24 protein-coding genes are annotated in these 22,743 nt (G+C 40.3%); 7 read left to right on the forward strand and 17 right to left on the reverse strand.

Annotated features, from left to right (window positions below; all coding sequences use genetic code 11):
* Positions 1-45: 45 nt before the first annotated feature.
* The gene (locus J7E63_RS17395; protein ID WP_215014637.1) at positions 46-636 is read left to right on the forward strand and encodes a DUF1836 domain-containing protein; all 591 of its coding nucleotides are present in this window, start codon (positions 46-48) and stop codon (positions 634-636) included.
* On the opposite strand, the gene J7E63_RS17400 is transcribed toward J7E63_RS17395, so the two are convergent.
* Entirely contained in the window at positions 627-2,195 is a 1,569-nt protein-coding gene (locus J7E63_RS17400; RefSeq protein ID WP_215014639.1) for a glycoside hydrolase family 55 protein, read from the reverse strand. The two genes, J7E63_RS17395 and J7E63_RS17400, sit on opposite strands and share 10 nt — an antisense overlap.
* Positions 2,196-2,305: 110 nt before the next feature.
* Between J7E63_RS17400 and J7E63_RS17405 the strand changes: the two genes are divergently transcribed.
* The 3 genes from J7E63_RS17405 to J7E63_RS17415 all read left to right on the forward strand — a co-directional run bounded on the left by J7E63_RS17405 (position 2,306) and on the right by J7E63_RS17415 (position 3,650).
* Positions 2,306-2,692: a hypothetical protein gene (locus tag J7E63_RS17405; protein ID WP_215014641.1), complete on the forward strand. Its 387-nt coding sequence runs from the start codon at positions 2,306-2,308 to the stop codon at positions 2,690-2,692.
* Positions 2,693-2,814: 122 nt separating this feature from the next.
* Positions 2,815-3,063: a DUF3892 domain-containing protein gene (locus J7E63_RS17410; RefSeq protein ID WP_374193751.1), complete on the forward strand. Its 249-nt coding sequence runs from the start codon at positions 2,815-2,817 to the stop codon at positions 3,061-3,063.
* An 11-nt stretch (positions 3,064-3,074) separates the two neighbouring features.
* Positions 3,075-3,650, forward strand: coding sequence for a GNAT family N-acetyltransferase (locus J7E63_RS17415; protein WP_215014645.1), 576 nt, complete (start codon positions 3,075-3,077; stop codon positions 3,648-3,650).
* A 63-nt stretch (positions 3,651-3,713) separates the two neighbouring features.
* Here the strand turns inward: J7E63_RS17415 and leuD are convergent, their stop codons facing one another.
* The 16 genes from leuD to J7E63_RS17495 all read right to left on the reverse strand — a co-directional run bounded on the left by leuD (position 3,714) and on the right by J7E63_RS17495 (position 19,991).
* Complete coding sequence (leuD, locus tag J7E63_RS17420) at positions 3,714-4,295, reverse strand: 3-isopropylmalate dehydratase small subunit (protein WP_215014647.1); 582 nt, start codon at positions 4,293-4,295, stop codon at positions 3,714-3,716.
* Positions 4,296-4,298: 3 nt separating this feature from the next.
* Positions 4,299-5,720 (reverse strand): 3-isopropylmalate dehydratase large subunit, encoded by a 1,422-nt coding sequence (leuC, locus tag J7E63_RS17425; protein ID WP_215014649.1) that lies wholly within the window; start codon positions 5,718-5,720, stop codon positions 4,299-4,301.
* A gap of 109 nt (positions 5,721-5,829) precedes the next feature.
* Positions 5,830-6,936, reverse strand: coding sequence for a 3-isopropylmalate dehydrogenase (gene leuB / locus J7E63_RS17430; RefSeq protein ID WP_214715223.1), 1,107 nt, complete (start codon positions 6,934-6,936; stop codon positions 5,830-5,832).
* Positions 6,937-6,969: 33 nt separating this feature from the next.
* A complete protein-coding gene (locus tag J7E63_RS17435; protein WP_215014651.1) occupies positions 6,970-8,514 on the reverse strand; it encodes a 2-isopropylmalate synthase in 1,545 nt (514 codons plus the stop codon).
* Entirely contained in the window at positions 8,501-9,535 is a 1,035-nt protein-coding gene (ilvC, locus tag J7E63_RS17440; protein ID WP_214715225.1) for a ketol-acid reductoisomerase, read from the reverse strand. Before ilvC ends, J7E63_RS17435 begins: the two co-directional genes overlap by 14 nt.
* 27 nt (positions 9,536-9,562) lie before the next feature.
* Positions 9,563-10,084, reverse strand: coding sequence for an acetolactate synthase small subunit (gene ilvN / locus J7E63_RS17445; RefSeq protein WP_214715227.1), 522 nt, complete (start codon positions 10,082-10,084; stop codon positions 9,563-9,565).
* The gene (gene ilvB, locus J7E63_RS17450; RefSeq protein WP_215014653.1) at positions 10,081-11,808 is read right to left on the reverse strand and encodes a biosynthetic-type acetolactate synthase large subunit; all 1,728 of its coding nucleotides are present in this window, start codon (positions 11,806-11,808) and stop codon (positions 10,081-10,083) included. Before ilvB ends, ilvN begins: the two co-directional genes overlap by 4 nt.
* Positions 11,809-12,381: 573 nt before the next feature.
* Positions 12,382-14,052 (reverse strand): dihydroxy-acid dehydratase, encoded by a 1,671-nt coding sequence (ilvD, locus tag J7E63_RS17455; RefSeq protein WP_214715231.1) that lies wholly within the window; start codon positions 14,050-14,052, stop codon positions 12,382-12,384.
* Positions 14,053-14,065: 13 nt separating this feature from the next.
* The gene (gene ilvE, locus J7E63_RS17460) at positions 14,066-14,974 is read right to left on the reverse strand and encodes a branched-chain-amino-acid transaminase (protein ID WP_214715233.1); all 909 of its coding nucleotides are present in this window, start codon (positions 14,972-14,974) and stop codon (positions 14,066-14,068) included.
* Between the two features lie 411 nt (positions 14,975-15,385).
* Positions 15,386-16,117: an exonuclease domain-containing protein gene (locus J7E63_RS17465; RefSeq protein WP_215014655.1), complete on the reverse strand. Its 732-nt coding sequence runs from the start codon at positions 16,115-16,117 to the stop codon at positions 15,386-15,388.
* Between the two features lies 1 nt (position 16,118).
* Entirely contained in the window at positions 16,119-17,075 is a 957-nt protein-coding gene (locus J7E63_RS17470; RefSeq protein ID WP_215014657.1) for a DUF294 nucleotidyltransferase-like domain-containing protein, read from the reverse strand.
* A gap of 76 nt (positions 17,076-17,151) precedes the next feature.
* Positions 17,152-18,411 carry an ammonium transporter gene (locus J7E63_RS17475; protein ID WP_215014659.1) on the reverse strand — a complete coding sequence of 420 codons (1,260 nt, stop codon included), beginning with the start codon at positions 18,409-18,411 and terminating at the stop codon, positions 17,152-17,154.
* Between the two features lie 213 nt (positions 18,412-18,624).
* Positions 18,625-18,951 (reverse strand): MerR family transcriptional regulator, encoded by a 327-nt coding sequence (locus tag J7E63_RS17480; RefSeq protein WP_214715238.1) that lies wholly within the window; start codon positions 18,949-18,951, stop codon positions 18,625-18,627.
* Positions 18,952-19,095: 144 nt separating this feature from the next.
* Complete coding sequence (locus tag J7E63_RS30560) at positions 19,096-19,260, reverse strand: Fur-regulated basic protein FbpA (RefSeq protein ID WP_215014661.1); 165 nt, start codon at positions 19,258-19,260, stop codon at positions 19,096-19,098.
* Positions 19,261-19,285: 25 nt separating this feature from the next.
* Positions 19,286-19,423, reverse strand: a complete 138-nt coding sequence (locus J7E63_RS17490) for a hypothetical protein (RefSeq protein WP_215002829.1) — start codon at positions 19,421-19,423, stop codon at positions 19,286-19,288.
* A 184-nt stretch (positions 19,424-19,607) separates the two neighbouring features.
* Positions 19,608-19,991, reverse strand: coding sequence for a hypothetical protein (locus J7E63_RS17495; protein WP_215014663.1), 384 nt, complete (start codon positions 19,989-19,991; stop codon positions 19,608-19,610).
* A 415-nt stretch (positions 19,992-20,406) separates the two neighbouring features.
* On the opposite strand from J7E63_RS17495, the gene J7E63_RS17500 reads away from it, so the two are divergent.
* The 3 genes from J7E63_RS17500 to J7E63_RS17510 all read left to right on the forward strand — a co-directional run bounded on the left by J7E63_RS17500 (position 20,407) and on the right by J7E63_RS17510 (position 22,704).
* Positions 20,407-21,228, forward strand: a complete 822-nt coding sequence (locus tag J7E63_RS17500) for a basic amino acid ABC transporter substrate-binding protein (protein WP_215014665.1) — start codon at positions 20,407-20,409, stop codon at positions 21,226-21,228.
* A 100-nt stretch (positions 21,229-21,328) separates the two neighbouring features.
* Positions 21,329-21,985, forward strand: coding sequence for an amino acid ABC transporter permease (locus J7E63_RS17505; protein WP_214715244.1), 657 nt, complete (start codon positions 21,329-21,331; stop codon positions 21,983-21,985).
* A complete protein-coding gene (locus J7E63_RS17510) occupies positions 21,982-22,704 on the forward strand; it encodes an amino acid ABC transporter ATP-binding protein (RefSeq protein WP_214715245.1) in 723 nt (240 codons plus the stop codon). The genes J7E63_RS17505 and J7E63_RS17510 overlap by 4 nt, the downstream gene beginning before the upstream one ends.
* Positions 22,705-22,743: the final 39 nt, after the last annotated feature.

A 22,743-nucleotide genomic window follows, 5' to 3' on the forward strand; every position in this document is an offset into this window, starting at 1 on the left:
TTTAGGTATAATAAAAAAATAAAGACTATGAACGGGGATAAACGAATGGAAAATATCAATCAAATTATTAAGCAGCTCGGCTTAGAAGCAAACTTAGCTTTAGATGAGATACCACAGATCGATTTATATATGGACCAGGTGATTCAATTATTTGAAAATAAATTCACTGAAACAAAACGGAATGAGGACGATAAGGTCCTAACCAAAACGATGATCAATAACTATGCGAAAGGAAAACTGATTTTTCCAATCCATAATAAGAAGTATTCAAAAGAACACCTGATCCTCATGAGCTTAATTTACCAGCTAAAAGGGGCCCTATCCATCAATGATATAAAAGTTGCCCTTCAAGGGATCAATCAAAAAATTATCAAAGAGGAGATGGAGTTAGATACTTTTTATACGAGTTATCTGAATTTAACTCGCCAAAATGTCGAGGATTTTAAAGTAGACATTGATGGAAGAGTAAAGGATGTTAAAGAAGAAATCACCGCGGATGAAAACGGAAACTCTCCGTATCTTGAGCAGGTATTAATGATTTCTTCACTCGTTCATATGAGTAATTTATATCGGAAAGTGGCCGAAAAACTAGTCGATGACATAACAGTAGAAAAAGAAGAAAAGCGTCACAAATAATTGTCGACGCTTTTCGCATTTTCAATGGTAATATCTTTGACCCCTAATCCGACCTCGATCGCTTTTGGCGCGGAATTTTGACTCATCACATCATAAATTTGAATAGAATCCGCTCTATTTTCACCTCCGAATACTTTAATATCGCTCCCCGCTTTTTTAAAATCTTTAACAGATATATGTTTTAATATCACATTTCTGGCCCGATATTGAACGGCAATTACCGGGTGGCCTTTGTAGTCATAATTGGGGTCACCAGCCAAAGTAAAATGGTTAATGACTACATTTTTATAAGCTGAGACAACCATACCGCGCGGCGTTGAGCCTTTATATAACTCAGTAAAAATCGGCTCGATGGCTACAAGATTCGTTGCCATAATATTGTAAGCAGTTTGTGACTCAGCCTCCGTGCTTTTGTGATGTCCAATATGCCGGAAATTAAACGAGCGGTTATCGTGGACCGAAATATGCCCGATAATTTGTACGTTTGAAGCGGCTGAAGAATTTTCGTGCGCTTTTATTTCCACCCCGCCAAAGCATCGGGCAGAAGAATTATTAACAAGCAACACATTCCTCGAACCATCATCGACCTCAATCCCGTTGGAGTTAGAAAAGCCCATCTTGTGGGCACGACCACTTGGGTCACACAGATGGCAGCGGGAGATAAAGACATAATCACTGTGATGGGTGGTGATTCCATCATCACCGAAACCATAGCCATTCAAGTTATCGAGCCAGACATACTTGCTGCCGCCGCGGGCGCGAAAGCCGTCACCCGCATAATTGTACAGAGTTGATGTAACATCAAAGCAATGCAGTCCTGGATTCATTCCTTCAACATCCTTAACCCAGCCATAAGTGACATTTGCATACGTTAAGCAGCTGGAGTGATTTCCCCAAGTACTTGTTTTCGCCACGTTGCCAAGCCTTTCGACATTCCAGTCCAAACTTATGGAGCCGACATAAAGATGATGATTCCCTTTCCAGTGATTCCTGTTAGTAATGAGCCGAGTACCATTATCGGCAACATCATGAAGTTTAATCGTCGTTACACCTTTTCCTGCGCCAACAAACATGGTCCAAGAGGGCAGTTGGATTCCCTTTGTTATAAATACTCCAGCTGGTACAACCACTTTCACCTTGCCGTTGCCAATCGCTTTTTTAAATGCAAAGGTGTTATCCGTCTTCCCATCGCCAATTGCTCCAAAATCTTCAACATGGACCTCTTTCACCATATTCTTATGTAAATTCAAGTATTCTTCATCCAACATGCCTTTCCAATCCGGAATCACATTTCCTTCAGGATCTATCTTAACCTTTCCTTGATCATCAGAATTAGCGGTCGTCGATAAGTGGCGAAACAAAGCTGTTGTCATTTTTTGAGGAAGTGATCCGGTCAGATGACGAATTTCCTTCTGACGAGGAGAGGATTCATTCCTTCGTGTTCGATTGAAAAGCTGCTCGGTTTCTTGAATGGCCCTTTTTAGGTCCAATTGGTTTGTAAATTGGGCAAGGATTGCGGCATTCTTTCTTGGATCATGGTTTTTCTCTAAATAAAGCAATCATTTCTCACTCCAAAGGACATTCTTATTAAAATTATTATGACATTATTCGGCGATAAATAAAATTTTTAATTTTTGGGAAAAACCCTTTACTAGAAGGAGATTATCATTTGAAAAAATTAACTAAGAAATTTACCGTATTGCTATTGTCTATCGCCTTAATTTTACCTGCCATTAGCGTGAAGGCAGCCCCGCCCCCACCACCAGTTAGCCAGAAGCAGACCATGAGTGAGTCTGCACACCAGCTAAAGTTTAACTTCAGAAGACTGTGGATGGAGCATGGCATTTGGACAAGAAGTTATATTGTTAGTGTGGAAGCAAATCTTAAAGACCAACAAATGGTCCTGGCACGACTTTTGAAAAACCAAGATGATTTAGGAAATGCAATCAAACCTTTTTACGGTGAAGCAGCAGGCACCAAGCTTGCCAGATTTGCTGGTCCCATGTGTTTTTTTTTACAGGAGGACAAATTTGAAGAATTTTTGGCACTTTCCTGAGTGAGGATAATTTTTTGAAAAAGAAAAATACTAACAAATGTTCGGAGGTGGAATCCATGGAAAAAAAAGATTTTGAACAAATTTATGAAGAATACAAGCAAGAGAGTCAGCAGCAAGCCCAAATGGAAGCAGGTGATAGTAATCCAGATGGCAAAGAAGAGTTCGTTTCCGTCAGGAAGAACGATGATGGAGATATTATCGCTTTTAAAACAAGCGCTGGACGCGAGTTGGATTATATCACGGCTTTGAATGAGGCGAAAGCTGGCAAGATCGCTCATGTGGATGTCTTTCACAAATATGGTCGTGACATCATCCGTAGTGAGCCAGACGGAATTAAAGAAAATAATCTGGATCAATTACCTGGTTTTTAAGGAGTGTGTCCATGCATTGGTATGAAAAGTTGAATCAGTATTTTCCTGTTGAAGAAATGAAATCAAGAGCACATATGGAAACCTTACTGAAAGAGCGATCAAACATTTATCATAAGGATGAGGGACCGAATCATGTTTTAATGTATGCAGAACTAGAAAAGTTTGTATTTGTTGACTATTTATTTGTTTCAAAAAATGCCCGTGGTGAGGGACTAGGCCATAAACTATTGGAAAAGTTAAAACAAAAAGGAAAGCCAATTATCCTTGAAGTGGAGCCAGTCAATTATGAGGATAGCGATACTGAAAAACGTCTCCATTTTTATAAACGAGAAAAATTCGAGCACGCCGTGTCCATTGGATATGAAAGGAAATCATTGGCGACAAATGAGGTAAATAGGATGGAAATCCTCTATTGGGCACCGAATAATGAATCAGAAGAAATGATTTTTGAAGCAATGAAACAAACATATGATATGATTCACACCTATAAAGATCACCACTTTTATGGTAAATCCTACGAGCCGGTGGATGAGGCTTTAACCTTTAACGAAGAATCTGAGAATAAAAATATATTAAACGAATTGTAACACCCATGCTTCCTCTAAATAAATAATAAAAAAATGAGCCTGGGTATCCAAGCTCATTTTTTATTATTTACTTAGTTCGTATTGTGAAATTTTATCCTCATATGTCAAGGTAACACCAATTTCATCCCAGCCATTAAGCAGCATGACTTTTGGATACGGGGCAATTTCGAATGTAACCTTAAAGCCTTCGTTATCATAAACCACTTGATTCTCAAGGTCTACGGTTAATTGGTATTCTTCGGATTCAGCTTTTTTAATAATGTACTGAACTTGTTCGTCACTAACCTGGATAGGGAGAATCCCATTCTTTACACAATTGTTTTTAAAAATATCTGCATAACTTGGGGCAATGACAATTTTAAAGCCAAAATCTTGAACTGCCCATGGAGCGTGCTCACGAGAGGAGCCGCAGCCAAAGTTTTCACCAGCAACCAAAATCGATGCGTCTTTATATTTTGGATCATTCAGAGAAAAATCAGGACGAAGATTTCCATTGTCATCAAAACGCCAATGATAAAACAGGAATTGTCCAAAGCCGCTGCGTTCAATCCGCTTTAAAAACTGCTTTGGGATAATTTGGTCAGTATCAATGTTTGACCGGTTTAATGGATAAACAAGGCCTTGATGGGTTTTTAAAGGTTCCATATATTATCTAACCTCCTGTGCTGCAGTAAATTGTCGAACATCAACGAAGTGGCCTGCAACAGCGGCCGCGGCTGCCATTTCAGGACTGACCAGATGGGTTCTGGCCCCGTTACCTTGGCGCCCTTCAAAATTTCGGTTAGAAGTAGATGCGCAGCGTTCTCCCGGTGGAACGATATCATCATTCATCGCCAAGCACATACTGCAGCCTGCTTCACGCCATTCAAAGCCTGCATCCGTAAAGACTTTATCAAGTCCTTCTTTTTCTGCCGCAAGCTTAACGCTAAATGAACCAGGAACAACGATGGCGGTAACAGATGGACTGACCTTTAAGCCCCGTATAACCTCAGCTGCACTTCGTAAGTCGCTTATGCGCGAATTAGTGCAAGAACCGATGAAAACATGGTCAATTTTTACACTTGAAATAGGCTGACCTGCTTCAAGGCCCATGTATTCAAGCGCACGGTTAATCTCGTCTTTTTCGCTTGTCTTCTCAGTTTCATCAGGGTTTGGCACATTGGCAGTAATTGGAATACACATTCCTGGATTTGTTCCCCACGTTACCTGTGGTTCAACTTCGGCTGCTTCAATTTCAACAACCCGATCATAGGCAGCATCTTCATCCGTAGCAAGAGCCTTCCATTGTGCAACTGCTTCTTCAAACGCTTCACCTTGAGGGACATGCCGTCTTCCTCTTAAGTATTCAAAAGTGGTTTCATCCGGAGTAATAAGCCCGGCTCTAGCACCCGCCTCAATGGACATGTTACAAACGGTCATTCGTTCTTCCATGGAGAGGGCGCGGATGGCTTCACCTGTATATTCCATCACATAGCCAGTTCCAAATTGGACACCGAATTTACCGATAATGGCAAGAATTAAGTCTTTAGCAGTTACGCCAGTACCTAGCTTTCCGTTCACTTTTACATTTAACGTTTTAGGCGGTGCTTGCCAAAGTGTTTGTGTTGCAAGAACATGCTCAACCTCACTTGTACCAATTCCAAAAGCAAGTGCACCAAATGCACCATGTGTAGAGGTATGACTATCACCGCAAACAATCGTTTTACCAGGCTGGGTAAGACCAAGTTCAGGTCCAATTACATGGACAATCCCGTTATCAGGATGATGAATATCAGCGAGTGTAATCCCGAATTCCTGACAATTCTCTTGCAGTGTATCGATTTGTTTTTTTGAAATAGGGTCATTGATTACAAGACGCTGGCGAGTTGGAACATTATGATCCATCGTTGCGAAAGTAAGGTCCGGTCGTCGCACCTTGCGCCCGTTCATTCGCAAGCCCTCAAATGCCTGAGGAGAGGTTACTTCGTGAACAAGGTGTAAATCAATATATAATAAATCCGGCTTTCCTTCTTCTTGATGTACAACATGCTTTTCCCAAATTTTTTGGATAATATTTTTTGGTGTTTGCATAGCGTCCTTCCTCACATTTATGAATTTTATTGTATGACTAACTAACAAATTTTTTGGATAAATTTAGGGGTAAATCGCAACAAAGACGATTTACCCACCCAATCAATCATTAAAAATAACAGCTGGCGATACATTTCGAAGCGTTTTGCGATTTAATATAATCTGCAATAAGCTTAGTCATTTCTGCTGTCCCAACAAGGCGTCCATTTGCAACTTGAAGATCGCCTGTGTGGAAGCCAGCATCTAAAACTGATTGGACAGCATCTTCAATCACTTTTGCTTCGTCATTCAATTGGAAGGAATAGCGAAGCATCAGTGCTGCAGACAAAATCATTGCAACTGGATTGGCTATACCCTTACCAGCGATATCTGGGGCAGAGCCATGAACAGGCTCATAAAGACCAACCCCACTTTCATTTAAACTAGCAGAAGGAAGCATACCTAATGATCCTGTGATTACTGAGGCTTCATCGCTTAAAATGTCACCAAATAGATTCTCCGTTACGATTACGTCGAACTGAGTTGGGTTTGTGATTAATTTCATAGCAGCAGCATCTACTAAAACATGTTCAACGGCTACATCTGGATACTGAGCTTTTTTCTCTTCGACAATTTCGCGCCATAGCTTACTGGATTCAAGTACATTTGCTTTATCAACCGAAGTAAGATGACCGCTGCGCTGCTGGGCTGCTTGAAAGCCCTTATCGACAATTCTTTCAATCTCTTGACGAGAATAAACAAGCGTGTCTACAACGGAGTTTCCGTTGTCGCGGCGTTCACTTGGTGTTCCGAAATAAAGGCCGCCAGTTAATTCACGTACGATAAGGAGGTCGCTCCCAGAGACTACTTCTTCCTTTAAGGGTGATGCATGAAGAAGGTTTTTAAATCCTTTGATCGGCCTTAAATTCGCATATAAATCAAGTGCCTTCCGGATTCCAAGCAAGCCTCGTTCAGGACGTAAATGGGAGGGATTGGTATCCCATTTTGGCCCCCCAACAGCACCCAGCAAGACCGCATCTGCCTGTTTACAAGCATTAACGGTTGTTTCAGGAAGCGGTGTGCCGTAAAGGTCAATGGCTGCTCCTCCGATTTCATGGCTTTCAAAGCTAAAAGTATGATTGTATTCTTCAGCAATTGCATTTAACACGTCTTTTGCAGAGTTAATAACTTCCTTACCAATGCCATCACCGGGAAGTAAGACAATTCGTTTTTTCATTAGAAGCAACCTCCTCATTTTTTGTTTGATTTTTTATATTTTCGCCGTTTCCTTCACAGTTGAACTTTGGTTGAAAAATACACGATTCACTGCATTCAAGAATGATTTTGCTGATGCTTCCAGAACATCCTGTGCTGAACCACGGCCGGTTACAGGTGATCCGTTCACTGTCATTTTGACATGAACCTCAGCAAGTGCATCACGTCCTTGACCGATCGAGCTTAATCTAAAATCAGTAAGATGGATTTCTTCTTTAATCAATGCTTCTAAGGTATTCATTAAAGCTTCGACACTGCCTGAGCCTGTGCGCGCCGTTTCCACGCGAATACCTTCGGGAGTGGTTAGCGCCACAGTTGCGGTTGGCAAGTTTGCTGAACCGTAATGGACTTGGAAGGCAACCAGTTCATATTTTTTAATATCAACAGCCGTTGTTTGGATATCGGTTAAAATTGCAAATAAATCTTCGTCTGTTACTTCTTTCTTACGATCGGTTAATAGTTTAAAAGCAGTAAACGCTTCGACTAGTTTTTCGTCCGAGAGTTCAAAGCCCATTTGCTCAATTTTATCTTTGAATGCATGGCGGCCGGAATGTTTGCCAAGAACTAAATCATTAGATTTAACCCCTACTAATTCAGGCGTAATAATCTCATAGGTTAACGTATTTTTTAAGACGCCATCCTGGTGGATTCCTGATTCATGTGCGAAGGCATTTTTTCCAACAACTGCTTTATTCGGAGGAACAATCATACCTGTAAAGCGGCTGACAAGGTCACTCGTGCGTTTTATTTCTTTTAACACGAGATTCGTAGTATAAGGATACTTATCTTTACGAATATTTAAGGCAACTCCAATTTCCTCTAAAGCTGCATTACCTGCGCGTTCTCCAATTCCATTAATCGTACCCTCGACTTGCGTAACCCCGTTTTCGATAGCAGCTAGGGAATTGGCAACGGCCATCCCTAAGTCATCATGACAATGGCAAGATAATGATGCTTTATGAATATTTGGAACGTTGTCGCGGATGTAGCGGAACATGCGTCCATATTCTTCTGGTGTGGTATATCCGACTGTATCCGGAAGATTGATGACTGTTGCACCAGCATCGATGACCTTGGTAATAATTTGAACAAGAAAATCAAGGTCAGAGCGAGAAGCATCTTCAGCGGACCACTCAATATGCGGGAAGTTCCGTTTAGCATATGAAACCATGTCTACCGCTATTTGGGTGACTTCCTCAGGTGTTTTCATCAGTTTATATTGCATATGGATAGGAGAGGTGGCAAGGAAAACATGCAACCTTGGTTCTGCAGCATCTTTTAACGCATCCCACGCAATGTCAATGTCCGATTTCGTCGCTCTTGCCAGGCCTGTGACTGATACATTTTTAATATTCCGGGCGATTGCTCTTACTGCTTCAAAATCGCCTTGGGAGGAAGCCGGGAAGCCGGCCTCCATAATGTCAACACCAAACCGTTCAAGTTGTCTTGCGATTTCCAATTTTTCAAGCTGGTTTAAATTTACACCAGGGGACTGTTCGCCATCGCGTAATGTCGTATCGAAGATGTTAACGTGAACCATTTACCACCACTTCTTTCTTTGCATTTACTGGTTTGTTTTTAATAAACGGCATTAATGCACGAAGCTCACGACCTACTTGTTCAATTTGGTGATTGTTTTCAGCGCGATTAATTGCGTTGAATTGTGGGCGGTTTGCTTGGTTTTCAAGGATCCAGCCTTTAGCAAACACACCAGTTTGGATATCTGTTAATACGTCCTTCATCCGTGCTTTGGTATCCGCATTTACGACACGTGGTCCAGAAACGAAATCTCCCCATTGTGCAGTATCGGAGATTGAATAGCGCATATTTTCAAAGCCACCTTCATATAAAAGGTCAACGATTAATTTTAATTCATGTAAACACTCAAAGTAGGCAACTTCAGGCTGATAACCAGCTTCAACAAGAGTTTCAAATCCAGCTTTGATAAGGGCAGTAGTTCCGCCGCAAAGAACAGCTTGTTCTCCAAAAAGATCTGTTTCTGTTTCTTCTTGGAAGGTAGTTTCTAAAACACCTGCACGGGCTGAGCCAATACCTTTTGCATAGGCAAGGGCAAGATCACGTGCTTGACCAGTGTAGTCTTGATAAACTGCGTAAAGTGCTGGTACACCAGCGCCTTCAGTGTAAGTACGACGTACTAAATGACCTGGGCCTTTTGGTGCTACTAAAAATACGTCTACATCTGCAGGAGGAACGATTTGGCTAAAGTGAACATTGAAACCATGGGCAAAAACAAGGGCTTTACCTGCTTTAAGGTGTTGTTCGATGCTTTCTTTGTAAACCTTTGGCTGCATTTCATCAGGAAGAAGAACCATAATAACGTCAGCTGCTGCAGCTGCCTCTGCAACTGAAGTAACTTCAACGCCATCTTCAACTGCTTTATCCCATGATTTTCCGCCTCTTAATCCAACTACTACATCAAAACCGCTCTCTTTTAAATTAAGTGCATGTGCATGACCTTGTGAACCATATCCAATTACTGCGATTTTCTTTCCTTGTAAAACCTCTTCTTGAATATCTCCGTTATATAGTACTTTTGCCATGATCTATCATCCTTTCAAGGTAAATTATTATTTTTGTAGGGTGTGGTGAGTTAGTTCGTTTACGTGCGGTTGATGCCCGCGTAAAAGGGCGGTCAACCCTGTTCTGGCAATTTCTTTAATTCCATAAGGGCGAAGCAATTCTAGTAATGCATCGATTTTTTCAGGTTTGCCGGTGATTTGAACGGCTAAGCTATCCTTACTTACGTCAATAACAATCGCACGAAATGGATCAATAATTCCGTTAATCTCACTGCGGAGCTGGCTGCTGCTGGCTACTTTAATCAAGGCCAATTCGCGGACAACGACTGCTTTATCAGTAATATCAGAAACCTTTAAAACATCAATCTGTTTATTGAGTTGCTTTGTCACTTGTTCGAGACGCTGTTCATCTTCAATCTCGACAACCAGGGTCATTCTTGAAACACCTTCCGTTTCTGTTGGACCAACGGAAATACTTTCAATATTGAATTGCCGTCTTTGCAAAAGTCCAGTAACGCGGTTGAGTACACCGGCTCGATCCTGAACGGTTGCGGTTATGATTCGTTTCATGGTTTCACCCCAATCATTTCATGGATTCCTTTGCCAGGAGCAATCATTGGGAATACTTTCTCTTGTTGAAGTACACGGCAATCAACTAATACCGGACCATTATGAGCAAATACTTCCGGTAAAACAGTGATCAGTTCTTCTTGATTATTAACCCGATAACCCTTAATCGAATAGCTGTCTGCAAGTTTGACAAAATCAGGCTGTGTATGAAGGATCGATTCTGAAATACGGTTTCCGTGTAATAGTTCCTGCCATTGGCGAACCATTCCAAGTGCGCCGTTGTTGACAATAATGATTTTTACAGGAAGGTTTCTTTCATAAATAATCGATAATTCCTGAAGTGTCATTTGAAAACCGCCATCTCCAACAATTGCAACAACGGTACTATCCGGTGCGGCAATTTGTGCGCCAATCGCAGCAGGGAAGCCAAAGCCCATTGTTCCAAGTCCGCCAGAGGTAATCCAGCGGTGCGGCTCTTTAAAAGTGTAATACTGTGCTGCCCACATTTGGTGCTGCCCTACATCGGTTGCGACGATGGCGTCACCGTTAGTTACTTTATGGACTGCTTCAATGACCCATTGCGGACACATTCCGTTTGGATCATGCTTATACCAAAGCGGATATTCCTGCTTGTTTTGGCTCAGTTTTTCCAGCCACTCAGCAGAATTTGGTGATTCAATCGCTTGATCAAGCAGTTCAGTAAGTGCCTCTTTCGTATCAGAAACGATTGGGAGATTTGTTGAAATATTTTTACCAATTTCGGCTGGATCGATGTCAATATGGGCAACCTTCGCAAAAGGTGCGAAGTGTTTAAGATTACCTGTTAGTCTGTCATCGAAGCGGGCTCCAAAATTGATAAGCAGATCACATTCGTAAATGGCCATGTTAGCTGCATATGTTCCGTGCATTCCACCCATTCCTAACGAGAGGGGATGATCTGCCGGAAAAGTACCAAGTCCAAGTAAAGTTGTGACCACCGGGATCTGGTGTTTTTCCGCCAAAGCAGTTAGTTCAGCAGAGGCTTTCCCATGGAGAACACCTGCGCCTGAAAGAATTACAGGCTTGATCGCCTTTGAAATCGAATCGGCAAGCTTTTTAATTTGTAATGGATTTGGCTTTGTTGTTGGCTGGTATCCAGGTAAATTAATGCTCGCTTCTTCTGGTTCCTCAGTTAAAAATCCTGCGGAAATATCTTTAGGGACATCGACTAAGACGGGCCCTGGTCGTCCGGTAGAAGCGATATGAAAAGCTTCCTTGACGATGCGTGGTAAGTCCTCGATAGATTGTACCTGATAGTTATGTTTAGTGATTGGTGTTGTAATCGCCATAACATCAGCCTCTTGGAAGGCGTCAGTTCCAATGACACTTCGTGCAACCTGACCTGTGAATATAACAAGCGGCAGGGAATCCATCATCGCATCAGTTATTCCTGTCACAAGGTTGGTTGCCCCAGGTCCTGATGTGGCAAGAACGACTCCAGGTTTCCCTGTAACTCGGGCATACCCTTCAGCTGCATGGATCATTCCTTGTTCATGTCGGAAGAGAACATGCTTGATTGTACCCTGGGCGCGGTAAATGGCATCATAGATTGGAAGGACGGCACCCCCGGGATATCCAAACAGCGTTTCCACACCTTCTTTTTTCAGTAAGTCGATGAGAAGGTCTGCACCGGTTCTCGGCTCTGTTGTAGTTTGGACCTCAAGCTTTTTTGCTTCTACTTTCACGTCATAATCCCTCCTTAAGGGTAAAAATTGAATGTAGATGTCGGAAAATAGTGATTTGTCATTTTTGTATTATAATATAGAAATTTGTAAATAAACAGAAAATTTTGTTGGAAAAACGTCGGAATTTGACAATAAATCTTTATGCATAGTCAAAAAGGCCCATTCTCCACGAATTAACTGCAAAAACGAAAACATAAGCAGAATAATCGGGGAGAAAAGGCCTTTCATTTTCTCGGTACCACCCGGTTTTACAATATCCTTACGAATACTGCCTTATGAAGCGATCCACTAAAACATAGAACGCTTCTTTTTGTAACAGGTGCTCTAAGATATGCACCCGATTGAGCCTACTAAAGTCAGGACCGTTCGGCTCAACACTCAGGGATGATGTCGGAATAAGTTGTATTACTGGGCTTCCAGCAACCCCAGCTCTCTGAAAATACTAAATCTTATTCCTTTATTCCCGTCATCGATTTATTCGCTATTTTTTTGTCAAAAGATCTTCATTTAACGCTTTTAGTACCTTAACTTCCTTAGGAAGGGGAGGGGTACCACGAATTCCCATTGGTATTTCTAAAATTTCATAATGCCGCCAGTATTGGCAGATGTAACGAGTTTTGCATATTTTGCAAGGTAACCTGTTTTGATTTTTGGTTCAGGTTTCACCCATGCCTTACGTCTTTCTTCTAAAACTTCGTCATCAACTAGTAGTTGGATGGAGCGTGCTTCTAGCTCGATTAAGATTTTGTCACCATTTTCAACAAGGGCGATCGGACCGCCTTCAGCTGCTTCTGGTGAAATATGACCGATGGAGATTCCGCGGCTGGCACCAGAGAAGCGGCCATCAGTAATCAGCGCAACTTCTTTACCTAATCCACGACCCATAATAGCGGAAGTTGGAGCAAGCATTTCAGGCATTCCAGGACCGCCTTTTGGACCTTCATAGCGAATAACGACAACGTGTCCCGCTTGTACAGTGCCATTATTTATATTTTCTTGTGCTTCTTCCTGGGATTCAAAAACAATTGCTTCACCCAAGAATGTTTTAATGGATGGATCAACAGCACCAACCTTGATAACTCCACCATCTGGAGCAATGTTTCCATAAAGGATGGAAAGTCCACCAACAGGGCTATATGGATAGTCTTTACTCCGGATGACCTGTTCATTCGTGATTATTGCATCCTTGACATTCTCCTCAAGTGTCTTTCCAGTAATAGTTAAGCAGTTCTTATGCAGCGCGCCTTCAACTTTGTAAAGCTCATTAATAATTGCGCTAATCCCGCCAGCGCGATGTACATCGTCCATCGAGTAATCGGATGCTGGCATTATTTTTGCTAAATAAGGTACTTTTTCTGCAATTTTGTTAACATTACGCAAATCATATTCAATCCCAGCCTCATGAGCGATAGCCAGTGTATGAAGAACCGTGTTGGTTGATCCGCCCATGGCCATGTCTAGAGCAAATGCGTTATCAATTGCATCTTTTGTAATGATGTCACGTGGACGAATATTTTGTTTCACTAATTCAATTAAATGCCTTGCAGCTTGGCGAATTAATTCATGCCTTTGTTCTGAAGTTGCGACAATTGTTCCGTTTCCAGGAACAGTCATCCCTAAAACTTCCATAAGACAATTCATAGAGTTCGCTGTAAACATACCAGAACAAGATCCACAAGTAGGGCAAGCATTTGTTTCAATATCAAGCAATTCCTGTTGGCTGATTGTACCGTTATGGTAAGCACCAACGCCCTCAAAAACAGAAGTGAGGGAAAGGTTCTTTCCTGTCGATGGGGAAACTCCCGCTTCCATTGGGCCACCTGACACAAATACAGATGGGACGTTGGTTCTGGCTGCTGCCATTAACATTCCGGGTGTGATTTTATCACAGTTTGGAATGTAGAAAACACCATCGAACCAATGAGCGTTAATGACTGTTTCGGCACTATCGGCGATTATCTCGCGACTTGGCAAGGAGTAACGCATACCAATATGGCCCATTGCAATGCCGTCATCCACACCAATCGTATTAAATTCGAAAGGAATACCGCCAGCTTCACGGATGGCCTCTTTTACAATCTCACCGAAATGATTAAGGTGTTTATGTCCTGGAATAATTTCAATAAACGAGTTACAGACGCCAATAAATGGCTTTTCGAGATCACTCGTTTTTACCCCTGTTGCATATAAAAGGCTGCGGTGGGGTGCCCGATCAATTCCCTTTTTAATCATATCGCTACGCATATTAATTTAGCTCCTAACTGACGATTGCATGGTTTGAACCTGTTGGGTTACAAGCCACTCCGTCTGTTGTTACAATTTTTCTAAATTCTTCTAATAGAACTTTAGTAACTTCACCAGGTTTTCCATCACTAATTTTACGGCCATCCACATCAATAACTGCAATTACTTCTACAGCTGTTCCGGTTAAGAACACCTCGTCAGCCACATAGACATCATGTCTTGTGAATGGTGATTCACGGACATCAAAGCCCTTGGCTCTTGCAATATCTAGGATAGCGTTGCGGGTAATTCCTTCTAACGCCCCCAAATAAACAGGCGGGGTATAGATGGTACCATTTTTTACAATAAAGATATTGTCAGCTGAGCCTTCAGTAACATAACCTTGATCATTAAGCATTAATGCTTCCTCAACACCAGCTTGATTGGCCTCTAATTTTACTAGAATATTGTTTAAATAATTAAGTGATTTAATCTGTGGGCTTAGTACATCTGGGCGATTCCTTCGACTCGCAACAGATGCAATTTTAATTCCACGTTCGTAATACTCTTTAGGGTACATGCTAAGTTCTTCAGCAATAATAATGACGCTTGGTTTCGAGCAGGAAGAAGGGTCTAGGCCGAGATTCCCTTTTCCACGGGAAACAACGACACGAATATAGGCGCTTTCTAGCTGATTTTTTCTAATTGTCTCGATGATTAATTGAGTCATTTCCTCCTGTGTGTATGGAATATTCAGCATAATGGATTGTGCTGATTCATACAGTCTTTTCAGGTGAGCATCGAGTCTAAAGACGTTTCCGCTATAAACGCGTATCCCTTCAAACACACCATCACCATATAAAAAACCATGATCGAAAACTGAAACTACAGCATCTTCTTTCTTGACGAACTCGCCGCCAAGGAAAATCCATTGACTCCCCAACCTAACCACTCCTCTTTTATAATAGAACGCTTTAAATGATTAAACAAATTTTTTTAAAAAGAATTGCCATACCCATCTCCAAATGGTGAGGAACTATGGCTGTTATTGAATAGATGATTATTTTCGATAATCATACAACCAATCGAAAACATGGTCAATATAAAAATCTGACAATTCAAATAAATCAAAAAAGTTGATAGCGTTTACATTATTGTCCTGATAAGGAAAACAGCGAAAAAAATTTTTTTGAAATTTTTTTATTTTAAGGTTATTTTGTCCGCGAAATGGATTAAAACTGGGGGAATATTCAGAGGTAAGTAAGATGGAGGTGTTGTAAAGTCGATTGTATTTCAAACTTTAAATTTTTAATTCTTAACAAAAGAACACTAGTTTAAAATAGTGTTCTTAAGCTCAAAGCTTTGCAAGATGTTCATACACTTCTCGTAAATTACTATATCCGTTTTTTTGAGCTATTTTTAAATAGCTAGCCCAAATTTGCGCTGTCATGATGGCATCGCCGAGTGCATGGTGGCGATCTTTTATGGTAATCCCACATTTATGGCAGACTTCTTCAAGTGGTAATGATTTCATAGAGGAGTCGGATAGGCGAATTAAGAAAGACGTATCGATGATTCGATGTTCAAATCGAGTCTTTAACAGATCCCATGTCATTTTTTGCATAAAGGACTTTTCGTGTTTAGAGTGGTGTGCAACAAGGATATGGCTTTGTGCATACTTAAAAAATTGAATTAAGACATCTCTGGCATCAGGAGCCTCACGCAATTGATCCTCATGAATATTTGTTAAAGTTGAAATTTCTGCGGAAAGAGGAAGGTTTGATTTTACAAGGGAATAAAAAGTATGATTGTCCTCGATATGCTGACCGATCATTTTTACTGCTCCAATTGATAGGACACGATCTCCCTTTTCTGGATAAAACCCAGTGGTTTCCAAATCAAATACAACGACTTCTAATTCGTTAAGCGGGGTATCTAAGTTGTTTTTTACTTTCATTTCTTTCTGGAGCTGCCGGATGAACGAGAGCTGTTGTGGATTACTTTGTCCCTGAATCCCAGCATAAATATTAGAACTAAGCTTGCCGGAAATTAGCCTAAAGTATTGTGCTAAATCATTCATTCTCATGTTATCCCTCCTTTTCTATTAATTTTCTTACGGATTGATGAAGTGTTACACCATTTTTAATGATGTCTTTTATTTCATTTTTTTGCTCTTTTGTTAGGATGTCGACCGGTAAATAGTGACCAGAATCATAGTCTGTTTGACTGGCAAATAGAAGACGATAGTTTAACAGTTTTAAAAACATAGCTGTATATAAATCCTTGTCATGTAACTTTAGTTTGTCGAGCCTAGATAGGGTAGAAGTCTCCTGTAGATTTTCTTTCACTGCCAATAGACGAGCCGCATTCACATATGGAAAGAGGGCAGTCTCCTTTATATTTAGAGATCCAGTATGTACCCCATGGGTCTCTATTAATAGCTGACCTAATACGCCAATTCCTTTTTTGAAATGAAGAGTATTGTTTGACATTCTTGACAGAAGATGTTCTTTTTGAACGGTTTGATAAACAAAGGTCTTTAGTTGTTCCAAGAGTTGATGCCTTCCATAAAAAGAACGTCCATCAATAAAAATGAGTAGATACCGTAACGATTCCCAAGATGCCTCTAGTGCCAAGTTTTTTATTTGTTTCTCCCATTCGGAATGTGATTTACACCAGAACGGATTGCCTGACATGACACCGCCATCGCAATAAGGATACCCAACTTGATAAAGACCTTTTGAAATTTCCTTACCTAATGACAAAAAATAAGCTTTTGCTTCAGCAGTAGGATCGAGATAAACAATTCCATGGTCTTGGTCACTCCATACAGATTGTTCGAAACGTCCGGCACTCCCCATCACAAAGAAAGAAAAGGGAGACGGTGGTGGGCCATATCGAGCAAGAACCTCTTTTAGTGATATCTCCAATACCTGTTTAATCATGTTGTCATGAAGTTCGTTTAATTTAAAGTGATCTCCTGTAGCACCCTTCATGTGAAGTTTTCTATATTCTGCAATTGCTGAGTAGGTATTATCATTCATATTTTTCACCTCCTCTTAAAAAATCTAGAAAGTGTACAACCCCTAAATAGGAGTTGCACACTTTCTAGATTAATATTTATAGAGCCTTTGTTTGTTCTGTCTTAAGCAATTCTGGATAACCATAGCTTCCGTGCTCGCTAATATCTAAGCCAATAATCTCTTCTTCTTCTGTGACACGCAAGCCATTCATTGCTTTTTTAATAATGGCAAGCAAGATAAAGGATGCGACCAAGGCGAAGGCACCAGAGGCGATAACGCCTAATGCTTGAACACCGAGCTGATGGAAGCCGCCACCATAAAATAATCCAGGTTTTCCGACAGTGGCTAATTCTTTTGTTGCAAAGAAACCAGTCGATAAAGTTCCCCAGACACCAGCTGTACCATGTACAGATAGTGCTGCGATTGGATCATCAATTCCTTTTTTCTCAAAGAAGCGAATACTATAAAATACAAGAATACCAGAGATAAAACCAATCAGTACAGCGGCCCAAGTATCAACAAATGCACAAGAAGCAGTAATCGCTACGAGGCCTGCTAATGCACCATTTAACATCATTGGAACATCTGCCTTACCCAATACGATCCAGGAGATAATCATTGCGGCAACTGTACCAGCAGCAGCACCAAGGTTTGTGTTTAATGCGACGAAGCCAAAGAAACCTTTGTCCACGGATAGTGTACTGCCTGCGTTAAAACCGAACCATCCAACCCATAAGAGTAAAACACTTAGTGCTGTAAATACTTGGTTATGACCAGCTAGATTATTGGCGGAACCATCTTTATTAAATTTTCCGATACGTGGTTTTAATAGAATCGTAGCTGCCAGTGCAGCCATAGCACCAGTTAAGTGAACAACGGTGGAACCGGCGAAGTCTTGTTGACCAATCTCTGCTAACCAGCCGCCGCCCCAAATCCAGTGAGCAATTGGAGGATAAACAATAACAGAAAATAATACCGCGAATACGAGATATACGCTTAATTTTGCTCGTTCAGCAAAACCCCCAAATGCAATCGTTAAGGAGATACCTGCAAAAGCTAATTGGAACATAAAGAAAACAGAACCAGAAAGTGACAAACTATCTATATCATAGCCTGAGTATAAGAAATCTGAAAAGCCTATGAGTGCATTTCCTTTTCCAAAAATTAATCCGAAACCTACTGCCCAAAATACAATCGAGCTAATACTAAATGTGAGAATGGTTTTCCCAGCAATATGTCCTGCGTTTTTCATGCGGGTGGAACCTGTTTCTAACAGGATGAACCCGCCGATCATTAAAATGACAAGTATCGCACCTAGCATTACCCATAGACTGTTCATTAAGAATAAAGTATCCATTAATTCTCCCCCTTTTATATGATGTTAATTTTCTTAACATTCGGTATGTTAGTATTCTTACATGATTTTGAATCAGTTTCTATAAGTCTGGAAGATAATCTAACATGGTTTTTAATAATGGGGCATAACCCCAGCTTTTTGTCTGAACGGAGGGAGAAAAGTGCGATAAAAAATCCCATTCTCTATAGAAGGAATGGGATTGAGGTTAGCTCCTTACTTTTTCCGTATACCAAATTGGGCGTTTAATTGCCCTTGAATCATCTGTCTGCGTACATCTTCTTGGTTGTGTTTCTTTTGTTCACGAAGCATTTCTTTCCTAATATCATGTGTTTGAATTCCGTCTTCAATTTTATTGGCAATATCCATCAATAGTTCAACATCTGAAAATGAAAATTTACGGCTTCCTCCAGCAGACCTTTCAGGGAAAATAAGCTTTCGTTCTTCGTAATATCGTATTTGTCGTTCGGAGAGACCGGTGAGGTCCCGAACAATTCCAATTGTAATCACTTTTTTATCTTTATATGATATGTCTTTTCCCATTTTTGTCTCTCACCACACCCTATTGTTTCAACATTTAATCATTTTGTTGATTTAATATATTATATGTTAGATTTTCTTACATTGGACTGGGTATTCAAACCATTTTACTTGTTTTTCAGAAGAAATTTCTATGGAGTGCATTCGTCATGATTTTGTTGGGGAAAATATTTTTTTGTATAGGCTTTCCAGTTCATTGAAGGTAAGAGAGTAAAGCTCGTGGACAGAAGAATTAGACATGCCTGATTCTAACAACTTCTTAATATAAAACTGCCTAAGGCGTTCGAGTCCTTTACGCAAATGAGTGGCCAACTTTCATCACCCCTTCAAACTGAAATTAATAATTTTGGAGTCTTCTTAAAAGTTCATTCGCCTGAGATCCCATTGTTTTCATGAGTTCTTCATACAACTCATCTCTTAATTTATCTAATTGAAGGATTCTTTCAGCTAGTTTAATATCAATTTTTCGATACATTGAAATCTTCCTTTCTTTCTTGTTTATAATGAAAAGTTAACTGAATTTTTGGTTCTTGTCAGTGGTTTTGTTAGATAAACTGACAGGAATTTTAAAATCGTCATCCAAGGTTGGGTAAAAGAATCTGATGATGTATATTTGGAAAGCAAAAAGAACCAGGCGCATGCCTGGTCCTTAAGGTTTCTTAGTATTCTCCATCAAATGGTGTGAATGGGAAATTAAATCTTCTTTCAACTGCACGAAGGCGTTGATTCACGCGTTGGAGTCTTCGGTCGATTTGAGCTATTTGGCGTTGTAGTTGATTGATCTCCCTTTCTTGACGCTCATTCGCCCTCTCCAGTTGATTCAGTCTGCGCTCAACCTGCTGTGGCTGTCTTGCTGGGTCATATTGTTCAGTTTGAAGATAGGGATTAAATGGCTCTGCTGGAGCATAGGGATTCATTTGCTCTTGTTGATCATAGGAAATAAATTGTTCTGGTTGACCATAGTAATTCATTTGTTCTGGTTGTACATAGGCATTATAATCAACCGGCATTTGTGGCATTTGATAATAACCATACGGATTCATTGGGCATCTCTCCTTATGTGGTAAATACCCTATAGATTATGTAGGTGTAAAGGGGGTGTAACGGCGAATGCCCATAGGCAGTCTCTGACTTATTGGATAACTGCCCTAAAAATGGATGTGTAAAATAACTTTGTTGAAATTTCATTTTAAAGAAGGCAGGTACTGTGTGACTGAAACCAGGGGAAATTAAGCAATCCAATCACGTATTTAAAATGCAAATTGTTTTGAATAGTAGATGGATGTAAAAAGTTATTATTCTGCGATGCTAGACACTTCAGGTTATTACAGTATTAATATAGTAAAATATTTAAAATATTGAATATAAAGTCAAAACAGGTTATAATCATGTATATTCAAAATATTATCAATTATCACAATAATTATTTTTATAAAAAAACATTGGAGGTCTGAACAAATGAAGAAATTTAAACTATTTTCAACTGTATTAATGGCAGCACTACTCTTAGTTCTTTCAGCTTGTGGAACGAGTAAGAGTACAAGCACAACAACTGGTGGAGACGGGGAAAAGAAGACATTGCGTGTGGTAACAGATGCCGCCTATGCACCGTTTGAATACCAGGATAAAGGGGAAGTTGTCGGTTTTGATATCGATTTTATCAATGCAGTAGCAAAAGAAGCTGGTTATAAAATTAAGGTGGAGCATGTTGGCTGGGATCCGATTTTCGTTGAATTAGATAAGAAAATCGCTGACATTGGACTTTCTGCCATCACCATCAACGATGAAAGAAAACAAACCTATGATTTTTCAGTACCTTACTTTTTATCAACCAATAAAATCCTAGTTCCAAAAAATAGTGATATTAAGAGTGCAGCGGATTTAAAGAATAATAAAACGGTAGCCGTTCAAAATGCAACAACTGGACAAGAAGCAGTTGAAGGTCTTTTAGGCAAAAATAGCGATAAAATTAAAAAGTTTGAAAATAATAACCTAGCAATCTTAGAACTAAAAAGCGGCGGAGCAGATGCTGTAGTTGCTGATAACACAGTTATCGAGCAATATGCAAAAAACAACCCGAAAGATAATTTTGTTGTCATTGAAGATTCAGCTGCTTTTGCTAAGGAATTTTACGGACTAATGTTTCCAAAGGGAAGCAAGATTAAAGCAGACTTTGATAAAGCTGTAAAAGCGGTTATTGATAACGGAACGTATGCAGAAGTATACAAGAAGTGGTTTAAAGTAGAACCAGATACCCAGATCTTAAAGGATCAGCAGTAATATTGCTTATTAAATTGCGTAACTCTTAACTTAGCAGTTACGCAATTTTTGCTAGTTAGATTCGATAATTAGCTTGTAGTTTAATAGGGGGATTTAAAGTATGGATTTTCGTTGGGATATTTTAGTTGAATATGCTCCTTTTTTTCTTAAAGGAACATTACTAACCATTGGGCTTTCAATCGCTAGCATTTTGATTGGTACCATTCTTGGCTTATTCATCGGATTAGGGAAAATAATGAAAAATAAGCTCCTCGCCTGGCCTTTTACCATTTACATTACCTTTTTTCGAGGTACACCATTACTCGTTCAAATATTATTAATCCATTTTGCCGTCGTACCTCTTTTTCTTGGGAAAACAAGTCCCATTTTAGCTGCAATTCTTACTCTCTCATTAAACGCTGCGGCATATATCGCTGAAATCTTCCGCGCTGGAATTCAATCGATTGATCGGGGCCAGATGGAGGCAGCTCGCTCTTTAGGGATGAATCATGTACAAGCTATGCGGTATATCATCCTCCCGCAATCCTTTAAACGAATGATTCCACCGCTTGGAAATGAATTTATCGTCTTAATAAAAGAGTCATCGCTAGCGGCTCTTATTGCAACCCCTGAACTTATGTATTGGGGACGAGCCATGCAGGGACAGTATTTCCGAGTCTGGGAACCGTATCTTGCGGCCGCAGTTATTTATCTTGTGTTAACACTTTCCTTAAGCTTCCTGTTAAATCTTCTTGAAAGGAGGTTGGCAACCGAATGATTCAGGTAAAGAATTTAAAAAAATCCTTTGGCAAAAACGAGGTCCTCAAGGACATCAATGTTACAGTCAAGAATCAAGAAGTCGTCGTAGTAATTGGACCTTCGGGTTCTGGAAAATCGACGTTTCTTCGCTGTATTAATATGCTGGAAACCATTACAGGTGGTCATGTCTTAATTGAAGGAATCGATTTGACGGACAAAAAAACAGATATCAATAAAGTACGTACAGAAGTGGGAATGGTTTTTCAGCAATTCAATCTTTTTCCGCATAAAAAAGTGATTGAAAATATTATGCTTGCACCAATGAAAGTAAGAAATATTCCTAAGGAAAAAGCGAGAGCTAAGGGTTTGGAACTTTTACGGAAAGTTGGATTAGAGGATAAGGCAGATGCCTATCCCGATTCTTTATCCGGAGGGCAAAAGCAGCGGGTTGCGATTGCAAGGGCGCTAGCAATGGAGCCGAAAATCATGCTTTTTGATGAACCAACGTCTGCACTCGACCCTGAAATGGTTGGTGAGGTACTTGAGGTTATGAAGGACCTAGCTAAAGAAGGAATGACGATGGTGGTCGTGACACATGAAATGGGCTTTGCCAAAGAAGTTGGCGATCGGGTTATATTTATGGATGGCGGATTGATTGTCGAAGAAAATGTTCCGAACGAATTATTTGATCATCCGAAGGAAGAGCGAACAAAGGCGTTTTTAAGTAAGGTTTTATAAGAGAAAAGGGAGGCTCAAAGGAGACTGCTGAAAAAGTCT

The sequence above is a fragment of the Bacillus sp. ISL-75 genome, from assembly GCF_018613095.1.